This window comes from Pseudomonas citronellolis (assembly GCF_001586155.1).
GTDB classification, from domain to species: domain Bacteria; phylum Pseudomonadota; class Gammaproteobacteria; order Pseudomonadales; family Pseudomonadaceae; genus Pseudomonas; species Pseudomonas citronellolis.
Genome location: NZ_CP014158.1, coordinates 3801488 through 3819792, shown reverse-complemented (window position 1 = coordinate 3819792; position 18305 = coordinate 3801488). Strand labels below are relative to the sequence as shown.

Here is an 18305-nt window from a genome sequence, read left to right as displayed (position 1 = left end):
CGGCTCTTCTGGCACCCCCACCAACACGACTGGCACACAGAAAAACACCCGCACTCGCGCCCCTGGCGACAATCGTCCTCGACCGGCACCTGCCTTGTGCCCGGCCGATAAGAATCGATCGAGAGTGCCCCTGCATGCTTTTCACCGTGAAAACCCGAATCAAGACCGGCCTCTGCGGCCTGTTGCTGGCCGTGGCCGGCGCCCAGTCCGGGCTGGCCCTGGCCGATGACCTGGCCGCCAAGGGCCAGGCCGTTTTCGAGCGCGACTGCTCCGTTTGCCATACCGCCAATGCCGGCGGTGCCAACATCATGGGGCCGAACCTGCATGGGGTGATCGGCCGCAACGCCGGCTCCCTGGCCGGTTTCAGCTATTCCCAGGCGATGAAGGACAAGGGCGCGGCCTGGAGCCGCGAGAGCCTCGAAGCCTTCGTCACCCAGCCCCAGGCCGCCGTGCCGGGCACCTACATGCCCTACCAGGGCCTGGCCGACGCCGACGAGCGCAAGGCCCTGAGCCTGTGGCTGAGCCAGCAGCACTGACCTTTCCCGGCCGCTCCCGGCGAGCGGTTCCCTGCCTGGCCCGCGGGCCGCAAGAACAGGAGTCACCATGAGCATCACCGCAACCCTGCCGCAGGTCGCCGAGTTCCTCCAGCGCCGCCACGGCTGCTTCATCGACGGCGCCTGGGTGGCCTACGACGGCCCCACCAGCGACGTGCTCAACCCGGCCACCGGCGAAACCATCGCGCAGATCGCCGACATCGATACCGACATGCTCGACCGCGCCGTGAAATCCGCCCACGCCGCCTTCAAGTCGCGCGTCTGGTCCGACCTGCGCCCGGCCGACCGCGAGCGCATCCTGCTGCGCTTCGCCGACCTGGTGGAGCAGCACGCCGAGGAACTGGCCCAGCTGGAAACCCTCAGCCAGGGCAAGTCGATCAACCTGACGCGCATGCTCGACGTCGGCGCCACCGTCGAGTTCATGCGCTACATGGCCGGCTGGGCGACCAAGATCGAGGGCCAGTCCCTGGACGTGTCCATCCCGCTGCCGCCGGGCACCAAGTTCACCGCCTTCACCCGCCGCGAGCCAGTGGGCGTGGTCGCCGGCATCGTGCCCTGGAACTTCCCGCTGATGATCGCCGTGTGGAAGCTGATGCCGGCCCTGGCCACCGGCAACACCGTGGTCATCAAGCCCGCTTCGGAAACCCCGCTGACCGCCCTGCGCCTGGCCGAGCTGGCCTTCGAGGCGGGCGTGCCGGCCGGGGTGTTCAACCTGGTCACCGGCGACGGTGCGCGCATCGGCGGCGGCCTGGCTTCGCACAAGCTGATCAGCAAGGTGTCCTTCACCGGCTCCACCGCGGTGGGCCGCAGCGTCGGCATCGCCGCCATGCAGAACATGACGCGCTTCGCCCTGGAACTGGGCGGCAAGAACCCGATGATCATCCTGGCCGACGCCGACATCGACAAGGCCGTGCAGGGCGCGCTGCTGGGCGGCCTGCTCAACAGCGGCCAGGTCTGCGCCGCGGCCTCGCGCTTCTATGTGCACGAGTCGCGCTACGCCGAGTTCGTCGAGAAGCTCGGCGCGGTGGTCGCCGGCATGAGCATCGGCCAGGGCATGGACGACACTGCGCAGATCACCCCGCTGGTGTCGCGCAAGCAGCAGGCCTCGGTGCTCAAGCACATCGAGACCGCCCGCCGCGAAGGCGCCCGGGTGGTCTGCGGCGGTGAGCCGATGGACTGCGACGGTTTCTTCGTGCGCCCGACCGTGCTGGCCGACGTCACCCAGGACATGGCCGTGGCCCACAATGAAGTCTTCGGCCCGGTGCTGGCGGTGCTTTCCTTCAAGGAAGAGGACCAGGCCATCGAGATGGCCAACGACAGCGAGTACGGCCTGGGCGCCAGCCTGTGGACCAACGACCTGACCCGCGCGATGAACCTGGTGCCGCGCATCGAATCCGGCACCGTGTGGGTCAACGCCCACGTGCTGCTGGACCCGAGCATGCCCTTCGGCGGCGTCAAGCAGTCCGGCATGGGCCGCGAGTTCGGCCGCGCGGTGGTCGAGGCCTACACCGAGATCAAGTCGGTGTGCATCGCCCACTGAGGGCGCCTTGCGTAGCGTGCCGCGCGGCGGCACGCTACGCCGCTTTCCCGGATGGCGGCAGAGGAGGCTGATCGCATGTTCGCCCTGACCCTGCGCGTGGCGCTGGCCTGCCTGCTGCCGTTCGCCGCCATCTTCCTGCTCGACGCCATGCCCGGCGTGCACCCGGCCTGGGACTTCGCCAACGTCGCCGGCTTCGTCGCCGGGGCTCTGTTCCTGCTGCTGTTCGCCTACACCGGCAAGCCCATGGCCCGGCCGCGGCACGATGGCAAGTTCTTCATGGTGCTGCACCGCGACCTGTCGTTCGTCGCCGCCGTATTGCTGGTCGTCCACGTGGCGGTGCTGCTGGTGGACGAGCCGCTGGTGCTCGACGAACTGCTGCCCGGCGCGCCCTGGCACATGCTCGCCGCCGATGGCGCGACCCTGCTCCTGCTGCTGATCCTGCCGCTGAGCCTGACCGCCGTGCGCCGGCGCATCTGGCCCAGGCATGCGGACTTCCGCCGCTGGCATTATGGGTGGAGCGCGGCCATCGTCGTGCTGGCCGGCGTGCACATGATCGGCGCCGGCTACTACAGCGGCGCCACCTGGAAGGCCGTGCTCTGGGGCGTGCTCAGCGTCGCCGCGCTGGCCTGGCCGCGGCTGCCGCGGCCCACGCCGCACTATGCCGAGGGCGGGCGCCGGCGGCACAGCGCCTACCTGGCCAGCCGCCTGAGCCTGGGCGTGCTCTGCGCCGGCCTGGCCCTGGCCGGGCTCTATGCGCTGCTCGGCAGCGTCGACCTGCCGCTGCTATGAAGCGCTGGTACCTGCTGTTGGCCATCCCGCTGCTGGCGGCCTTCGTCCTCGGCGCGCGGCATGGCCACGACCAACTGGTGCGCCAGCACCCGCTGCTGCCGATGAACTTCGACCACACCAACCACGGCAGCATCAACTGCGTCACCTGCCACCACGACTTCGTCGACCGCTCCACCTCGGCCTCGCCCAGCGGCAGCCGCACCTGCGTGCTCTGCCACAAGGAGTCGCCGCAGCTGGCCGTGACCATCGAGCACGACTTCCACCAGTTCTGCGAAAGCTGCCACCTCAAGCGCCTGCAATCCTTCCGGCAGGCCGGCCCGGTGCGTTCCTGCAAGGGCTGCCACACGCCGCCCGCGGTGGCGGGCGCGCCTTAGTTGAGGATCAGCAGGCGCGGGTATTCGCGCAGGTGCGAGGAGGTGATCTGGGCGAGGGAGCGCATGGCCCCCAGCGGGTCGTCCAGGCGGTAGTTGGCGGTGATGCTGACGTCTTCCAGGCGCTCGTCGGCGTTGACGATCCAGCCCGGGTAGTAGCGCCGCAGTTCGGCCAGCACCTGGCTCAGCGGGCAGTTCTCGAACACCAGGCGGCCCTGCACCCAGGCCAGCAGGCGCTGGCTCTCGCCGTTGTGGCGGCGCTCGCCGAAGCCGCCGGGGCCGACGCGGATGCTGTCGCCGGCGCCGAGGCTGACGCGGGTGTCGTCGCCGGCGCTGCGCAGGTCGACCTCGCCGTGCTGCACGCTGACTTCCGCCTCGTTGCCCAGGTAGCGCACGGCGAAGGCGGTGCCGCGCACGCTCACCTGCACCGGGCCGGCCTCCACCTCGAAGGGGCGGCTGCGGTCGTGGGCCACGTCGAAGTAGGCTTCGCCGCGGTACAGCCGGGCGCTGCGGCGCTGCTCGTCGAGGTGGCTGGACAGGGCGGTGTCGGTGTTCAGCAGGATGCGCGAGCCGTCGGCCAGCTGCAGGCTCTGGCGCTGGCCCACGGCGGTGTAGTGGTCGGCGCGGATGTGCGTCAGCAGGTCGCCCTGCAGGGCCACGCCGAGGGCCAGCAACAGCCCGGCAGCGGCGGCGAAGGAACGCCAGCGCCGGCGCTTGCGTTGCCGCGCCTGGTGCTGCGCCTGGGCTTCCAGGCCGGTGGCGGCCAGCCCGAGCAGCGGCGAGTCCCACAGGCTGCTGGCGTGCCGGAAGGCGCTGGCGTTGGCCGGGTGCGCGGCTAGCCAGGCGTCGAAGCGCGCGCGGGTGGCGGCGTCGGCGTCTTCCAGCTGGATCAGCCAGTCCAGCGCTTCGGCCAGGTGCGGGTCCGGGGCGGTCACGCGGCGTTCCTCGAATCGGGGGCGCACATTGTGGGCCAGCCGCGGGCCGATGGGTAGCCCGTCATGCCGGCGGCTCCAGGCGCCCGAGCACGCCGATGCAGATGGCCATGATGAGCTTCAGTTCCTTCTGCACCGTGCTGGGCGACACCCCCAGTTGCTCGGCGATTTCCGCGTAGCCGCAGCCGTGCAATCGGCTGAGGATGAAGATCCGCTGCTGGCGCGGGGTGAGGCGTTCCAGGGCCGAGCCCAGGCGCTCCAGCAGCTGCTCGGCGTGCAGGCCGTCCTCGGCGGATGGCTGGCTGGAGGGCACCGCCTGGAGCACCTCCTGGGGCACGTCGTCGAGCAGGGTGCGCGATTGCATGCGCAGGTGGCGCAGGTGGTCCAGGGCCAGGTTGCGGCCGGTCTGGAAGAGGAACGGCTCCAGGTGTTCCACCGGGCGCTCGCGCAGGGTGCGGGCCACGCGCAGGTAGGTTTCCTGGACCAGTTCTTCGGCGATGCTGGGGTTCTTCACCATTCTCGCCAGGGTGCGCAGCAGCGGGGTGCGTTGGGCGAGGAACACGGTGTCGAGGTGGGAAAGGCTCACGCGACGTCCATGCAAGTCATTTTCTGATGAGAATAATTATCGTTCGACAGGCATGCTCGGCACAAGCCGGGGCGCCGAGAAAAAAAGAGCGAGGCCCGCAAGCGCGCCTCGCTCGTCCCTCAGCCGGCTTGTGAGGGAAAAGGGGGAGGGGCTCAGGCCTTGTCGGCCTTGCCGGCGGCCGCAGCGAACTTCGCCAGGCGCACGTCCAGGCGCCGCGGGCGGCGGCCGTGGTCCTCGGCCTGCTCCTTGCGGCGGATGGCGTTGCGCACCATCAGCGAGCCCAGGTAGCGCACTGGCTCCGGCGGGAAGTGGCCGAGCGGCCCCTGGGCCAGCGGCGAGCGCGTCCACTCGTCGTCCAGGCCCTGCACCAGCGAGGCGAGGAGCTGCCCGCCCATGTGGCAGGGGCCGACGCCGCTGCCGGAATAGCCGAAGCCGTAGAAGATGTTGCCGCCGGCGCCGAGCCGGCCGAAGAACGGCAGGCCGGTCACCGAGCGGTCGGAGGGGCCGTTCCAGCTCGCGGCGATGGGCACCTCGGCGAAGGTCGGGAAGAACTCGCCGAGGCTGCGCCGCAGCAGGTCGAGGTAGGGCGAGGGCTGGTCGAACACCGGCAGCATGCGCCCGCCGTAGGCGAAGGTGTTGCCGCCCTTGCCGAGCATGAGCCGGCCGTCCGGGGTGTTGTGGTAGTAGTGCACGAAGATGCGCGAGTCGAGCACGGTCACCCCCGAGGTCAGGCCGATCTGCCGCAGCAGGTCCGGGCGCGGCTCGGTGATGATCATGTCGCTGGAGACGATGGCCACCGTGCGCTCGAACTGCGGGAAGGCCCGCGCCATCCAGGCGTTGATCGCCAGCACCACGCGGTCCGCCGCCACCTGGCCATTGGGCGTGTGCACGCGGGCCGGGTGGCCTTCCTCCAGGCCGGTCATCGGCGTGCCCTCGTACAGGCGCACGCCCAGCTGCAGCGCCACCCGGCGCAGGCCGCGCACCAGCTTGCCCGGCTGCACGCTGGCGGCGGCGGGGGAGAACCAGCCTTCCAGGTGCTTGTCCGAGCCGGCCATGCGCCGCACGTCTTCCTGCGGGCGCCGGGTGAAGGAGTTGATGCCGTGCTTCTCCAGCGCGGCGATCACCCCGTCGGTGGCGCCGACCTGGGCGGCGTTGGTCGCCGTGTACAGGGTGCCGTCCAGGCGGTAGTCGGCATCCACCCCGTATTTTTCGCAGAACTCGCCGATGGCCTGGATGCTGCGCTCGGAGGCCTTCACCAGGCGGATCGCCTCGGCCAGGCCGAACAGCCGCTCCAGGGTGAAGAACTTCGCCGACCAGGACAGCGCGCAGCCGCCGTTGCGCCCGCTGGCGCCGGCGCCGCAGATGTCGGCTTCGACGATCACCACGTCCAGCTCCGGGTTCTGTTCCTTGAGCTGGATGGCGGTCCACAGGCCGGTGTAGCCGCCGCCGACGATGCACACGTCGGCGCGGGTGTCCTGTTGCAGCGGGGCGGCCCTGTCGCTGTCGTGCTGCAGGGCCTGGGCGAGCCAGAAGGGGCGCATGGGGAGTCTCCGTGATCGGGGCGCAGGGTAGGGGCGTTCGGTATGCGGTTTATCGGGCGGGGTGGGCACGTCCCTGTGCCCCGGGAATCAGGAGCGCGCCGGGCGTACCTTCAGGGGGCGGTTCGGCGTGGCCGGGGCGCTCTTGCGCGCGCCTTCGGGCAGGCTGTTCCAGTGCGGCACCAGGATGGCGGCGGCGATCAGCGCGGTGACGGTGAAGCCGATGAACACGCTGTAAGTGTCGAAGTAGCCGGGCAGCAGGCCGCCGAGGATGGCGCCCACCGAGCCGCAGCCGTTGACGAAGCCGGCGGCGGTGCCCGCGGCCTTGCCGGTGCCGAAGTCGATGGCGGCGGCGCCGCTGATCATCGAGTCCGGGCCGTAGAGAGTCAGGCCCATCATGAACAGCAGGGCGAACACCAGCATCGCGCTGCCGGTCTGCATGGCCGGGACGAACAGCGCCAGGCAGGCGGTCAGGCCGATCAGGCTGATGACGCAGGCGGGCATGCGCCGGGCGCCGAACAGCTTGTCCGAGGCCAGGCCGATGAGGATCGGGCCGAGCAGCCCGGCGATCTCGAAGGAGGTCGGCAGCACCGCGGCGCCCACCTTGCCCAGGGCCGGCATGCGTTCGTAGACGATCACCGGGCCCCACAGCAGGATGGCGTAGCGCGCCGGCTTGAGCAGGAAGTAGGCCAGGCCGAGGGTCATCACGGTGCGATTGCGCAGCACGGCGCCGAGGGTTTCCCAGAAGCCGGGGTTCTTGCCCTGCTCATGGAAGCCGGCATAGTGCACGGCCTGCGGCTCGTCCGCCTCGACCGGCGGCAGGCCGACGTCCTGCGGGCGGTTGCGCTGTAGTAGCAGGAACAGCAGGGCGACGCCGCCGACCACCGCGGCGGAGGAATAGAAGGCCGCGTGCCAGGTGCCGAACACGCTGTAGGCCCACCAGCCGGCGAAGGGCGAGGCAACCAGGCCGCCGAAGGCGTAGCAGGTGCTCCACAGGCCGAGGATGCGGCCGCGCTCGTGGGCGGCGAAGAAGCTGCCCATGTTCTTGCACAGCCCGGACCAGCCGGTGGACTGCGCCAGGCCCTGGATGACCATGCAACTGGCGAAGATCGGCACGGTGGCGAAGGTGCCCATGACCAGGGCGGCGAGGGTGGAGATCGCCAGGCCGCCGAACACCACGATGCGCGGGCCGAAGCGGTCGGCGAAGACGCCCCAGGTGAACTGGCCCACGGCGTAGGCGGCCAGGTAGATGGCGTCCATGTCGGCCATCATGGCCTTGTCCAGTTCGAAGGTCGTGTCCTCGGCGATGCCGAGCTTGGCCACGGAGAAGGCCTTGCGGGTGAAGTAGAAGGCGGCGTAAGCGAGCCAGGTGATCGCGAAGATCTGCACGCGCCAGCGCTGCATGGAACCTTTGCCCGCGTGGGCTGCGGTGCCGGTGGGGTTGCTCATCTGATCTGACCTCGTTGTTGTTGGAGTGCCGGCAGTCAGGGAAAAACTTGTTGTTGTTATATGAGCGGGCCGTACCTTTCCGGAGGTGACGGGTCAGGGCGGATGCGGTGAGGTTGCCGTGGGCCGGAGCCCTTGGTGAAACGCATGGAAACAAGTTCGGATAAATAAATAAAATCGATTTATCAAATTTTAAAAATAAGCCTGACTTGTAAGTCACGGCGCCGGCCGACTACAGTGGCGACCTTCCCGAACCCTACGGAGCCAGGCCCATGCAGGTTTCCCACGCGCAACTGAAGGCCTTCCACGCCGTGGCGCTGACCGGCAGCTTCACCCGCGCCGCCGAGCGCCTGTTCCTCACCCAGCCGGCGGTTTCCGACCAGGTGCGCAAGCTGGAGGAGCGCTACGGCGTGCTGCTGTTCCACCGCAACAAGCGCTCGGTGCGCCTGACCGACCTGGGCGAGCGCCTGCTGGCGGTGACCCAGCGGCTGTTCGTCATCGAGGCCGAGGCCCACGAACTGCTGGCGGCCTCCAGCGCCCTGCAGACCGGCAACCTGACCCTGGCGGTGGACGCCGCGGTGCACCTGCTGCCGCAGGTGGCGCGTTTCTGCCAGCGCTACCCGGGCATCCACGTGCGTATCGAGAGCGGCAACACCGACGAATCGCTGCAGTCGCTGTTCAACTACCGGGCCGACCTGGCGCTGCTGGGGCGCACGGTGGAGGACGAGCGGTTGCTGTCGGTGACCCTGCGCAGCGACCCCATAGTCGCCTTCGTCGCCAGCGGCCACCCCTGGGCCGGGCGCGAGTCGATCCGCCTGGCGGACCTGGACGACGCGCCGCTGGTGCTGCGCGAGCAGGGCTCGGTGACGCGCCAGACGCTGGAAGAGGAAATGCACCGCGCCGGCCTGCGCATCCGCCCGGCCATCGAGGTGGAAGGCCGCGAGGCCGCCCGCGAGGCGGTGGTGGCGGGCATCGGCCTGGGCGTGGTGTCGGCCGCCGAGTTCGGCGCCGATAGCCGGGTGCATGCTTTGCCGATAGTCGATTGTGAAAGGCGGATGAGCGAGACCCTGGTGTGCCTGCGCGAGCAGAGTTCGCGGCGGATAGTGTCGACCTTCCTCGATGTGGTGCGCGAGGATTTGTGGGAGGGGGCTGGCTCTTCGTAGGAGCGAGCTTGCTCGCGAACGGGGTTTGCCGGCGGTCCGGGCGCTGGGTTCAAGAGCCCCTCACCCCAGCCCTCTCCCGCAAGCGGGAGAGGGGGCTGTCCTGAGTGAGCGGTGAGTCCGGAGTCATCCTGATACTCCTGGCTACGCTGTCATTCCCTCCGTAGGGCGTATAACCGTTCGCGGTTATACGCCGGTAGGCCTACGCCCCGCCATCCTCCGCCAGCTCCAGGAACGCACTCACCACCCGCAAGCCGCGGCGCCGCTCCAGGCAGCCGAGGGAATGCCGGTTCACCAGCGCCTCGCCGAGCAGCGGCACGGCGCGCACCCGCGGGTCGCGGCTGACTTCCAGCGAGGAGACGATGCCGATGCCCAGCTCCGCCGCCACCGCCTCGGTGACCGCCTCGCGGCTGCTCAGCTCCATCAGCACCCGTGGCTGTATCGGCAGGGCGCCGCAGGCGCGGTCGAAGGTGCGGCGGGTGATGGAGTCCGGCTCGCGCAGCACCATGATCTGCTGGTCCAGCTCCGCCAGTGGAATGCCTTCGCCGCGCCCGCACCAGGCGTGTTCCGCCGGCAGCAGGGCGCACAGGTGCGACTGCACCAGCTCGCGCAGGTACAGCCCCGGCCGCTCGTCCACCTCGGTCACCACGGCCACGTCCACGTGCTCGCTGAGCAGCGCGTTCAGCGTCTCCTGGGCATTGCCCAGGCGCAGGTTGACGGTGATGCCGGGGTAGCGCGCGCGCAGGCGGGCGAGCAGGGGCATGACCAGGTGCGGGCCGTCGGCCGCCACCTCGATGCGCCCGCTGAGCAGCTTGCGGTTGGCGTCCAGCAGCGTCTCGGCCTCTTCCTCCAGGGCGAACAGCGTGCGGCTGATGGCCGCCAGGCGGCGGCCTTCCTCGGTCAACTCCACGGCGCGGGCGGTGCGGCGGAACAGGTTGACCTGATAGTGCTCTTCCAACGCCTTGACGTGCCCGGTCACCGCCGGCTGGCTGATGAACAGGCGCTCGGCGGCGCGGGTGAAGCTGCCTTCGCGGGCCACGGCGTCGAAGGCGCGGAGCTGGAACAGGTTCATAGGGTATAGGTCCGACTTATGCCTGGGATCATGACAAACAATTTGAGCGATAACTCGTCGCTTGGCAACGTATGTCCAGGCCCGCTCGACGGGCCGCGACAAGAACCTCACCCCGCACAGGTTTTCCCCTGATAGAGGAACCGAGCATGAGCACTGCCGAGCGCGCGCCCATCCTGTTGACCCCCGGCCCCCTGACCACCTCCCCGCGGACCCGCCGCGCCATGCTGGTCGACTGGGGCTCCTGGGACAACGATTTCAACGCCCTGACCGCCGATGTCTGTTCCCGCCTGCTGGCCATCATCCATGGCGAAGGCAGCCACACCTGCGTGCCGCTGCAGGGCAGCGGCACCTTCTCCGTCGAGGCCGCGGTGGGCACCCTGGTGCCGCGCGACGGCAAGGTGCTGGTGCTGATCAACGGCGCCTACGGCAAGCGCCTGGCGAAGATCTGCCAGGTGATCGGCCGGCAGTTCAGCACCTTCGAGACCGAAGAGGACGTGCCGACCACCGCCGAGGACGTCGACCGCCTGCTCGCCGCCGACCCGGCCGTGACCCACGTGGCGCTGATCCACTGCGAGACCAGCACCGGCATCCTCAACCCGCTGGAAGCCATCGCCAAGGTCGTCGAGGCCCACGGCAAGCGCCTGATCATCGACGCCATGAGCTCCTTCGGTGCTCTGGACATCGACGCTCGCAAGGTGCCCTTCGACGCGCTGATCGCCGCTTCCGGCAAGTGCCTGGAAGGCGTGCCCGGCATGGGCTTCGTCTTCGCCCGCAACGAGTCGCTGGCGGCCAGCGCCGGCAACTGCCATTCCCTGGCCATGGACCTGCAGGACCAGCAGGCCTACATGGCCAAGACCGGCCAATGGCGCTTCACCCCGCCCACCCACGTGGTCGCCGCGCTGCACGAGGCGCTGAGCCAGTACGAGGAGGAGGGCGGCCTGGCGGCCCGTCACAATCGTTACGCAGACAACTGCCAGACTCTGCTGGGCGAGATGGCCAAACTCGGATTCCGCAGCTTCCTGCCGGCGGCGATCCAGGCGCCGATCATCGTCACCTTCCACGCCCCGCGCGATGCCCGCTACAGCTTCACCGAGTTCTACAACCGGGTGCGCGAGAAGGGCTACATCCTCTACCCGGGCAAGCTGACCCAGGTGGAAACCTTCCGCGTCGGCTGCATCGGCCAGGTCGACGCCCAGGGCATGCGCGAGGCGGTGGCGGCCATCGCCCAGACGCTGCGCGAGATGGAAGTCTTCGAGATCTGAACCCCTTTCCCGGCGCAGGCCCGGCCTGCGCCCGACAACAGGATGCAAACGATGAACTACGAACAACCCAAGCAACTGCAAGCCGTGGTACTGGACTGGGCCGGCACCGTGGTCGACTTCGGCTCCTTCGCGCCGACGCAGATCTTCGTCGAGGCCTTCGCCGAGTTCGGCGTGCAGGTCAGCCTGGAAGAAGCCCGCGGCCCCATGGGCATGGGCAAGTGGGACCACATCCGCACCCTGTGCGACATCCCGGCCATCGCCGAGCGCTACCAGGCCAAGTTCGGCCGCACGCCGACGGACGATGACGTCACCGCCATCTACGAGCGCTTCATGCCGCTGCAGATCGAGAAGATCGCCGAGCACTCCGCGCTGATCCCCGGCGCCCTCGACGCCATCGCCCAACTGCGCGAACAGGGCCTGAAGATCGGCTCCTGCTCCGGCTACCCGGCGGTGGTGATGGAAAAGGTGGTCAAGCTGGCCGCCAGCAATGGCTACGTCGCCGACCACGTGGTGGCCACCGACGAAGTGCCCAACGGCCGCCCGCACCCGGCCCAGGCCCTGGCCAACGTGATCGCCCTGGGCATCGACGACGTGGCCGCCTGCGTGAAGGTCGACGACACCTGGCCGGGCATCCTCGAAGGCCGCCGCGCCGGCATGTGGACCGTGGCGCTGACCTGCTCGGGCAACGCCCTGGGCCTGACCTACGAGCAGTACAAGGCGCTGCCGCAGGACAAGCTGGAACAGGAGCGCCGGCGCATCGGGCAGATGTTCGAGGGTTCGCGCCCGCATTACCTGATCGACACCATTGCGGAGCTGCCGGCGGTGGTGGCCGACATCAACGCCCGCCTGGCGCGGGGGGAGATGCCGCAGAGTTTCTGAGGCTTGCGGCATGAGAGAAAGGCCCGCTTCGGCGGGTCTTTTCCGTTGCTGGGTGGTGCTCACCGGCGGTTGTGGCGTATTGGGTTGGCTCCGTAACCCTCTCCCCAGCCCTCTCCCTGAAGGGAGAGGGGGCTAGTCCATGCCAGTGTCGACAATTGTTTTAGCCGGAAGCCCTGGAGCTGCCGGCTGACACCGTAATACCCGTTTCTGCCCAACGGTCCCCTCTCCCTTCAGGGAGAGGGTTAGGGAGAGGGCGCTCTCAAACCCAGCACCACAATCCCCAGCGAGCTCTGTTCGCGAGCAAGCTCGCTCCTACGAAAAGCCCCCTCAATTCACCACATTGCGCACAAAACGCAGCAACCCATCCCCCAGGTTCCGATAGGAAAACCGCTGGTTGCTCTTGAACACATGGAACCCCCCGCTGGCCACCTCCCAACGCTGGTCGCCGATCTCCAGCGTCAGGTGCCCCTCGATGACGTAAACCATGTCATACCACCCCTCGGCATCGGGCTCTGCTTCGTAGCTGTCCCCCGGCGCCAGGGCCCAGTGCCACAGCTCGGCCTGGCCGCGGGCCGGAGTGCTGGCCAGCAGGGTGCCGCGGCTCTCTGCCTGGCGGCCGGCCCAGGCCACCACGTCGACGCGGGAGAGGTCGCCGGTCTGCGGGGCACGCACCAGGTCGGCGAAGGTCACCGAGAGGGCCGCGGCGATGCGGTCCAGGGTGGCCAGGCTGACGTTGGTGTCGCCGCCTTCGATGCCGACCAGCATGCGCCGGCTGACGCCGCTGGCCTTGGCCAGGGCGTCCTGGCTCAGGCCAGCGGCGCGGCGCAGAGTCTTGACGTTGTCGGCGACGTGGACGAGCACGCTGGGGCGTTCGTTGGTGTTGGGCAATATATTGCTCATTCGACCGATTTTGCGCATTATGTTGCGCATAAGCATACGCCAGGTCCCTGGCTGCATTTCAACCTTTTCGGTCTGCCTCCATGCCGCGTTCCCGTTTCGCCACGCTGTTCTTCCCGGTCGCCGTGCTGCTCGTCTCCATGGCCTCGATCCAGGGCGGGGCGGCCCTGGCCAAGAGCCTGTTCCCGGTGCTCGGGGCCCAGGGCGTGACGGCCATGCGCCTGCTGTTCGCGGCGATCATCCTGCTCGCCGTGCTGCGCCCCTGGCGCAAGCCAATCGCGCGCGGCTCCTGGGGGCCGCTGCTGGCCTACGGCATCACCCTGGGCGGCATGAACCTGATGTTCTACATGGCCCTGCGCACGATTCCGCTGGGCGTCGGCGTGGCTCTGGAGTTCACCGGGCCGCTGGCGGTGGCGCTGTATTTCTCGCGCAAGCCCATCGACTTCCTGTGGATCGCCATCGCCGTGTGCGGCCTCTGGCTGCTGCTGCCCATCGGCGAACTCGGGCATGGCGTCGACCCGCTGGGCGCCGCGCTGGCCCTGGGCGCGGGCGTATGCTGGGCGATGTACATCCTGTTCGGCCAGCGCGCCGGCAACGACCACGGCACCCAGACGGCGGCCATGGGCGTGACCATCGCGGCAATATGCATCTTCCCCGTGGGCCTGGTGCATTCCGGCGCCGCGCTGTTCGACCTGCAACTGATCCCGGCGCTGCTGGGCGTGGCGGTGCTCTCCAGCGCCTTGCCCTACACCCTGGAGATGATCGCCCTGACACGCCTGCCGGCGCGCACCTTCGGCACCCTGATGAGCATCGAGCCGGCTTTCGCCGCGCTGTCCGGCCTGGTGTTCCTCGGCGAGCAGCTGACCGTGCTGCAGTGGCTGGCCATCGCCGCGATCATGCTCGCCTCGGTGGGCACCACCCTGACCAGCCAGCCGAAGCAGCCCGCCGCGAGCGTGGTGGCGGCGGACTGATCAGCCGCCGAGGGTGGTCGCCAGCCGCTCCTGGATGAAGTCCAGGAAGCACTGGATGCGCAGGGCCAGCTGCGAGTTGCGGTAGTACACCGCGTTGATCGGCTGGCGCGTCTCGCGCACCAGTTCCGGCAGCACCTTGACCAGGCGCCCGGCGGCGATGTCGTGGCAGGTCATGAAACCCGCCAGGCAGACGATGCCCTGGCCGGCCAGGGCCAGCTGGCGCAGCGTCTCACCGCTGGAGGCGGAAAGGTCGGGGGTGATCACCAGGCTTTCCCCGCCGGCATGGGGCAGTGGCCAGACGTTCAGGCTTTCCGGCTGGGTGAAGCCGAGCAGGCTGTGCTGCGCCAGGTCCTCCACGCTCTGCGGCGCGCCGTGCTTTTCCAGGTAGGCCGGGCTGGCCAGCAGGTTCAGCCGGCTGCTGCCCAGGGGCCGGGCATGCAGCGTCGAATCGCTGAGGGTGCCGATGCGGATGGCGACGTCGGTGCTCTGTTCCAGCAGGTCGATGTTCAGGTCGTTGGTGTTCAGTTGCAGCTCGATGTCCGGGTACTGCGCGCGGAAGGCGTCGATGTGCGGCACCACGGCATGCAGCATGAAGGGCGAGGCGGCGTTGATCCGCAGGCGCCCGGCCGGCCGTTGTTGGCGCAGCGCCAGGCGTTCTTCCAGCTCGTCCATCTGCGCCAGGATGTGCCGCGCGCTGTCGAGGAAGAACTGGCCTTCCTCGGTGAGCTTCATGCGCCGCGTGGTGCGGTTGAGCAGGGTGGTGCCGAGCTTGTCCTCCAGGCGCGCCAGGGTGCGGCTGACGGCCGAGGCGGTGAGGCCCAGCTGCTCGGCGGCGGCGGTGATGGAGCCGCTGTCGATGACGGTGGTGAAGGTGCGGAGTTCGTCGGATTGGACTTTCATCGGGGGCCTGTCGGTGGCTGCTTCTAGCTCGCGAATGGTGTTTGCCGGTGGGGGGGCATGGGGTTGACTCCGTTCCCTCTCCCCAGCCCTCTCCCTGATGGGAGAGGGGGCTTGTCCGTGCCGAGAGAAGGGATGGTTTCAGCCGGCAACTCGGTACAAACCGGCTAACGCGGAAACATCAGCGCACTCCGAACGGTCCCCTCTCCCTTCAGGGAGAGGGTTAGGGAGAGGGCGCTCTCAAATCCAGCACCTGCATTCCCGGTGAACTCTGTTCGCGAGCAAGCTCGCTCCAAGTAAAGCCGCCCCTCAAAACGTCCCCGGATAAGCCCCGCCATCCAGCAACAGATTCTGCCCGGGCATGGGCACAGCAGACAAAGGCACGCAGCGCGCCTCGATGCCCGGCGCGTGCTGGCGCAGTTCCGCGGCGGTGGCTTCCAGCGCCTCGGCGCCGCGAAAGTGGCGGCCACGACATTTACCCGCGCCGTGGCCGCAGCGCAAGCCGCTGGCTTCAGTCCCAGGCCGGGGCCAGGCTGGCCGGGCTGGTGATGCGCTCGTTGCGCTCCAGGGCGGCGATGGCGGCCATGTCCGCGTCGCTCAGGCGCAGTTCGCGGGCGGCGAGGTTGCTCGCCAGGTTGGCGCGCTTGGTGGAGGAGGGGATCACCGCGTAGCCCAGCTGCATGGCCCAGGCCAGCACCACCTGCGCCGGGGTTGCGCCGTGGCGCTGGGCGATCCCGCCGATCACCGCGTCGCCCAGCACCTTGCCGTAGCCCAGCGTCATGTAGGAGGTGATGCGGATGCCGTGGCGTTCGGCGAACCCGGCGACCTTGCGGTTCTGCAGGTAGGGGTGCAGCTCCACCTGGTTGGTGGCGATCTCGCCGGCGCCGACCGCGTCGATGGCCTGCTGCATCAGCGCCAGGGTGAAGTTGGACACGCCGATCTCGCGGGCCAGGCCACGCGCCTTGGCCTCGGCCAGGGCCGCCATGTATTCGGCGACCGGCACCGCGCCGCCCGGCGAGGGCCAATGGATCAGGCAGAGGTCGACGTAGTCGGTCTTCAGCTTGTCCAGGCTTTCTTCCAGGCTGGGGATCAGCCGGTCGCGGGAGAGGTTCTCGGTCCAGATCTTGGTGGTCAGGTACAGCTCGCCGCGCGGCACGCCGCTGGCCGCCACGGCCTGGCCGACCTCGGCCTCGTTGCCGTAGATCTGCGCGGTGTCGATGGCGCGGTAGCCCAGCTCCAGGGCGGTGGATACCGAGTCGATAACCACCTGGTCCTTGAGGCGGAAGGTGCCGAGGCCGAGGGCGGGAATGCTCATGGGAAGCTCCTGTGGGGGAATGGGTTGCACTGGAGCTTAGTATCCGGGGATGCACTGCTGAGAAAAACGCGGGTAGCGGCAAAGGATATTTGCCGTGAAGTCACGAATGGTTGGTTCCACAGGCAATTGCTCCGCTCACATAGCAGAAGGCGTACCGTCGTAGGATGGCGTTGAGCGAAGCGATACCCATCACCACGGCAGCATGGGTATCGCAGGCTCAACCCATCCTACGAAGAGCATCTCGGCGCAAGACAGTTGCTCCTGCGAAGAGCGCGCAAAAGAAAAGCCCCGCCAAGGCGGGGCTTTTCCATTCAGCGCGAGGCTCAGTTGCCAGCGGCAGCTGCTGCGGCCTGCTCGGTCAGCGTCTCGGTGTGGTCGCCGTGGTTCTTGCTGAACTGCGGGGCCAGGGAGCCGATGATCATGCCGAAGGCGCTACAGATCAGGCCCACCAGCTGCGGCGGCCAGAAGTCGCCTTCCTGGTGGCCCATCTCCAGCGAGATCCAGCCGATCAGCCCGCAGGCGATGGCGGTCAGGGCGCCCTGGGTGGTGGCGCGCTTCCAGAACAGGCCGAAGAACAGCGGCACCACGGCGGCGACCAGAGTCACCTTGTACGCGTTGCCGACCATCTCGTAGATGCTGGCGTTGGAGTAGAAGGCGAACAGGCAGGTGGCGATGGTCATGGCCAGCACGCTGGCGCGCATCAGCTTCAGCGCCTGGTGGTCGTTCAGGTGCGGCAGCATGGGCTTGAGGATGTTCTCGGTGAGGGTCACCGACGGGGCCAGCAGGGCGCCGGAGGCCGAGGACATGATCGCCGAGAGCAGGGCGCCGAAGAACATGATCTGGGCGAACATCGGGGTGCGCTCCATGATCAGGTGCGGGAGGATCTGCTGGGCGTCCTCGTTCAGCCAGTGCTTGACCATCTGCGGGTCGATCATCGACGCGGCGTAGGTCAGGAAGATCGGCAGCATGCAGAACACCAGGTAGCAGGCGGCGCCGGTCATGGTGGCGCGCGAGGCGATCTTCTCGGTCTTGGCCGACATCACCCGGGCGTACACGTCCTGCTGCGGGATGGAGCCGAACATCATGGTCACCGCCGCGCCGAGGAAGGCGACTATGTCCTTGGCCGAGGTGCCCTGCAGGAAGTGGAACTTGCCTTCGGCCGCGGCGTGGCTGATCACCACCTGCGGGCCGCCGGCCATGTCGCCGATCAGCCAGACCAGGTAGCACAGGCCGCAGACGATGATGATCATCTGCAGGAAGTCGGTCAGGGCCACCGACCACATGCCGCCGAACAGGGTGTGCAGCAGCACGATCACGGTGCCGATGAGCATGCCCTGGGTGGTGGTTATGGCGCCGTCGGAAAGCACGCTGAAGCACACGCCGAGCGCGGTCAGCTGGGCGGCCACCCAACCCATGTAGGAGACGATGATCACCAGGCTGGTGAAGATTTCCACGTGCTGGCCGAAGCGCTTGCGGAAGAAGTCACCGATGGTCATCAGGTTCAGGCGGTACAGCGGGCGGGCGAAGACCAGGCCCACCAGCATCAGGCAGCCGAAGGAACCGAAGGGGTCTTCGATGATCCCGGCGAAGCCTTCCTGGAGGAAGGTGGCGGGAATGCCCAGAACGGCCTCGGAGCCGAACCAGGTGGCGAACACCATGGTCACGACCAGGGGGAAGGACATGCTGCGGCCGGCCGCTGCGTAGTCCGAGGAGTTGTGCACGCGGGTCGCGGCGTAGAAGCCGACGATGACCGTAATCAGCAGGTAGATCCCGACAAACCAGATCAGCATTTGTTCGTTCTTTCCATTGGCTGGCCAGGTGCGCTTGGCGGGTAGGGGAGGCGCAGACTGGCGGTTTTTGTTTTTGGACTTGGCGGCCCCGGCGGGTGCCGGGCCCGGTCGGCAGGAGGGACTGCCGGCCGGAACGCAACGGGCGAGCAGTCTGCCAAAGACGTAAAATATGTCAAACAATTACAGAGCGATTGAATGAAAAAAATGACAGGCGAGCAGGCTTGATTCGTTCAACTGTTTGATTTAGTGCGGTTGAGCTGCGCCGGTAGTCAGAAATATTTGACAGTAGGTGTTCGATAAGAACAA

The 18305-nt window shown here is 68.3% G+C and carries 17 protein-coding genes; 8 read left to right on the top strand and 9 right to left on the bottom strand.

Going from position 1 to position 18305, the window contains the following annotated elements; all coding sequences use genetic code 11:
- Positions 1-134: 134 nt before the first annotated feature.
- The 4 genes from PcP3B5_RS16545 to PcP3B5_RS16530 all read left to right on the top strand — a co-directional run bounded on the left by PcP3B5_RS16545 (position 135) and on the right by PcP3B5_RS16530 (position 3257).
- Positions 135-536: a c-type cytochrome gene (locus tag PcP3B5_RS16545; protein WP_082816350.1), complete on the top strand. Its 402-nt coding sequence runs from the start codon at positions 135-137 to the stop codon at positions 534-536.
- A gap of 67 nt (positions 537-603) precedes the next feature.
- Positions 604-2094 carry an aldehyde dehydrogenase family protein gene (locus PcP3B5_RS16540; RefSeq protein ID WP_061561893.1) on the top strand — a complete coding sequence of 497 codons (1491 nt, stop codon included), beginning with the start codon at positions 604-606 and terminating at the stop codon, positions 2092-2094.
- Between the two features lie 75 nt (positions 2095-2169).
- Positions 2170-2883, top strand: a complete 714-nt coding sequence (locus PcP3B5_RS16535; RefSeq protein WP_061561892.1) for a hypothetical protein — start codon at positions 2170-2172, stop codon at positions 2881-2883.
- A complete protein-coding gene (locus tag PcP3B5_RS16530) occupies positions 2880-3257 on the top strand; it encodes a cytochrome c3 family protein (RefSeq protein WP_061561891.1) in 378 nt (125 codons plus the stop codon). Before PcP3B5_RS16535 ends, PcP3B5_RS16530 begins: the two co-directional genes overlap by 4 nt.
- Here PcP3B5_RS16530 and PcP3B5_RS16525 read toward each other — a convergent pair.
- From PcP3B5_RS16525 to PcP3B5_RS16510, 4 genes are all read right to left on the bottom strand, one after another.
- Positions 3254-4189 carry a FecR family protein gene (locus PcP3B5_RS16525; RefSeq protein ID WP_082816349.1) on the bottom strand — a complete coding sequence of 312 codons (936 nt, stop codon included), beginning with the start codon at positions 4187-4189 and terminating at the stop codon, positions 3254-3256. The genes PcP3B5_RS16530 and PcP3B5_RS16525 overlap by 4 nt on opposite strands.
- A gap of 61 nt (positions 4190-4250) precedes the next feature.
- Positions 4251-4772, bottom strand: a complete 522-nt coding sequence (locus PcP3B5_RS16520) for an RNA polymerase sigma factor (protein WP_009622438.1) — start codon at positions 4770-4772, stop codon at positions 4251-4253.
- Positions 4773-4924: 152 nt separating this feature from the next.
- A complete protein-coding gene (locus PcP3B5_RS16515; RefSeq protein WP_061561890.1) occupies positions 4925-6313 on the bottom strand; it encodes an FAD-dependent oxidoreductase in 1389 nt (462 codons plus the stop codon).
- 87 nt (positions 6314-6400) lie between these two features.
- The gene (locus tag PcP3B5_RS16510) at positions 6401-7759 is read right to left on the bottom strand and encodes an MFS transporter (protein WP_043314357.1); all 1359 of its coding nucleotides are present in this window, start codon (positions 7757-7759) and stop codon (positions 6401-6403) included.
- A gap of 269 nt (positions 7760-8028) precedes the next feature.
- Here PcP3B5_RS16510 and PcP3B5_RS16505 point away from each other — a divergent pair, with 269 nt between their 5' ends.
- On the top strand, positions 8029-8919 hold the full coding sequence (locus PcP3B5_RS16505; RefSeq protein ID WP_061561889.1) for a LysR substrate-binding domain-containing protein: 891 nt from the start codon (positions 8029-8031) through the stop codon (positions 8917-8919).
- A 199-nt stretch (positions 8920-9118) separates the two neighbouring features.
- Here the strand turns inward: PcP3B5_RS16505 and PcP3B5_RS16500 are convergent, their stop codons facing one another.
- Complete coding sequence (locus tag PcP3B5_RS16500; RefSeq protein ID WP_043314358.1) at positions 9119-9988, bottom strand: LysR substrate-binding domain-containing protein; 870 nt, start codon at positions 9986-9988, stop codon at positions 9119-9121.
- A 146-nt stretch (positions 9989-10134) separates the two neighbouring features.
- On the opposite strand from PcP3B5_RS16500, the gene PcP3B5_RS16495 reads away from it, so the two are divergent.
- Complete coding sequence (locus PcP3B5_RS16495; protein ID WP_009622433.1) at positions 10135-11250, top strand: 2-aminoethylphosphonate--pyruvate transaminase; 1116 nt, start codon at positions 10135-10137, stop codon at positions 11248-11250.
- A gap of 51 nt (positions 11251-11301) precedes the next feature.
- Positions 11302-12129, top strand: coding sequence for a phosphonoacetaldehyde hydrolase (gene phnX, locus PcP3B5_RS16490; protein WP_009622432.1), 828 nt, complete (start codon positions 11302-11304; stop codon positions 12127-12129).
- Positions 12130-12456: 327 nt separating this feature from the next.
- Here the strand turns inward: phnX and PcP3B5_RS16485 are convergent, their stop codons facing one another.
- Positions 12457-13059, bottom strand: coding sequence for a helix-turn-helix domain-containing protein (locus PcP3B5_RS16485; protein WP_061561888.1), 603 nt, complete (start codon positions 13057-13059; stop codon positions 12457-12459).
- 50 nt (positions 13060-13109) lie between these two features.
- Between PcP3B5_RS16485 and rhtA the strand changes: the two genes are divergently transcribed.
- Positions 13110-13997 carry a threonine/homoserine exporter RhtA gene (rhtA, locus tag PcP3B5_RS16480; protein WP_061561887.1) on the top strand — a complete coding sequence of 296 codons (888 nt, stop codon included), beginning with the start codon at positions 13110-13112 and terminating at the stop codon, positions 13995-13997.
- On the opposite strand, the gene PcP3B5_RS16475 is transcribed toward rhtA, so the two are convergent.
- From PcP3B5_RS16475 to PcP3B5_RS16465, 3 genes are all read right to left on the bottom strand, one after another.
- Complete coding sequence (locus tag PcP3B5_RS16475) at positions 13998-14897, bottom strand: LysR family transcriptional regulator (RefSeq protein ID WP_061561886.1); 900 nt, start codon at positions 14895-14897, stop codon at positions 13998-14000.
- A 508-nt stretch (positions 14898-15405) separates the two neighbouring features.
- On the bottom strand, positions 15406-16209 hold the full coding sequence (gene dkgB / locus PcP3B5_RS16470) for a 2,5-didehydrogluconate reductase DkgB (protein ID WP_061561885.1): 804 nt from the start codon (positions 16207-16209) through the stop codon (positions 15406-15408).
- A gap of 323 nt (positions 16210-16532) precedes the next feature.
- Entirely contained in the window at positions 16533-17999 is a 1467-nt protein-coding gene (locus PcP3B5_RS16465) for a high affinity choline transporter 1 (protein ID WP_043314364.1), read from the bottom strand.
- Positions 18000-18305 lie beyond the last annotated feature (306 nt).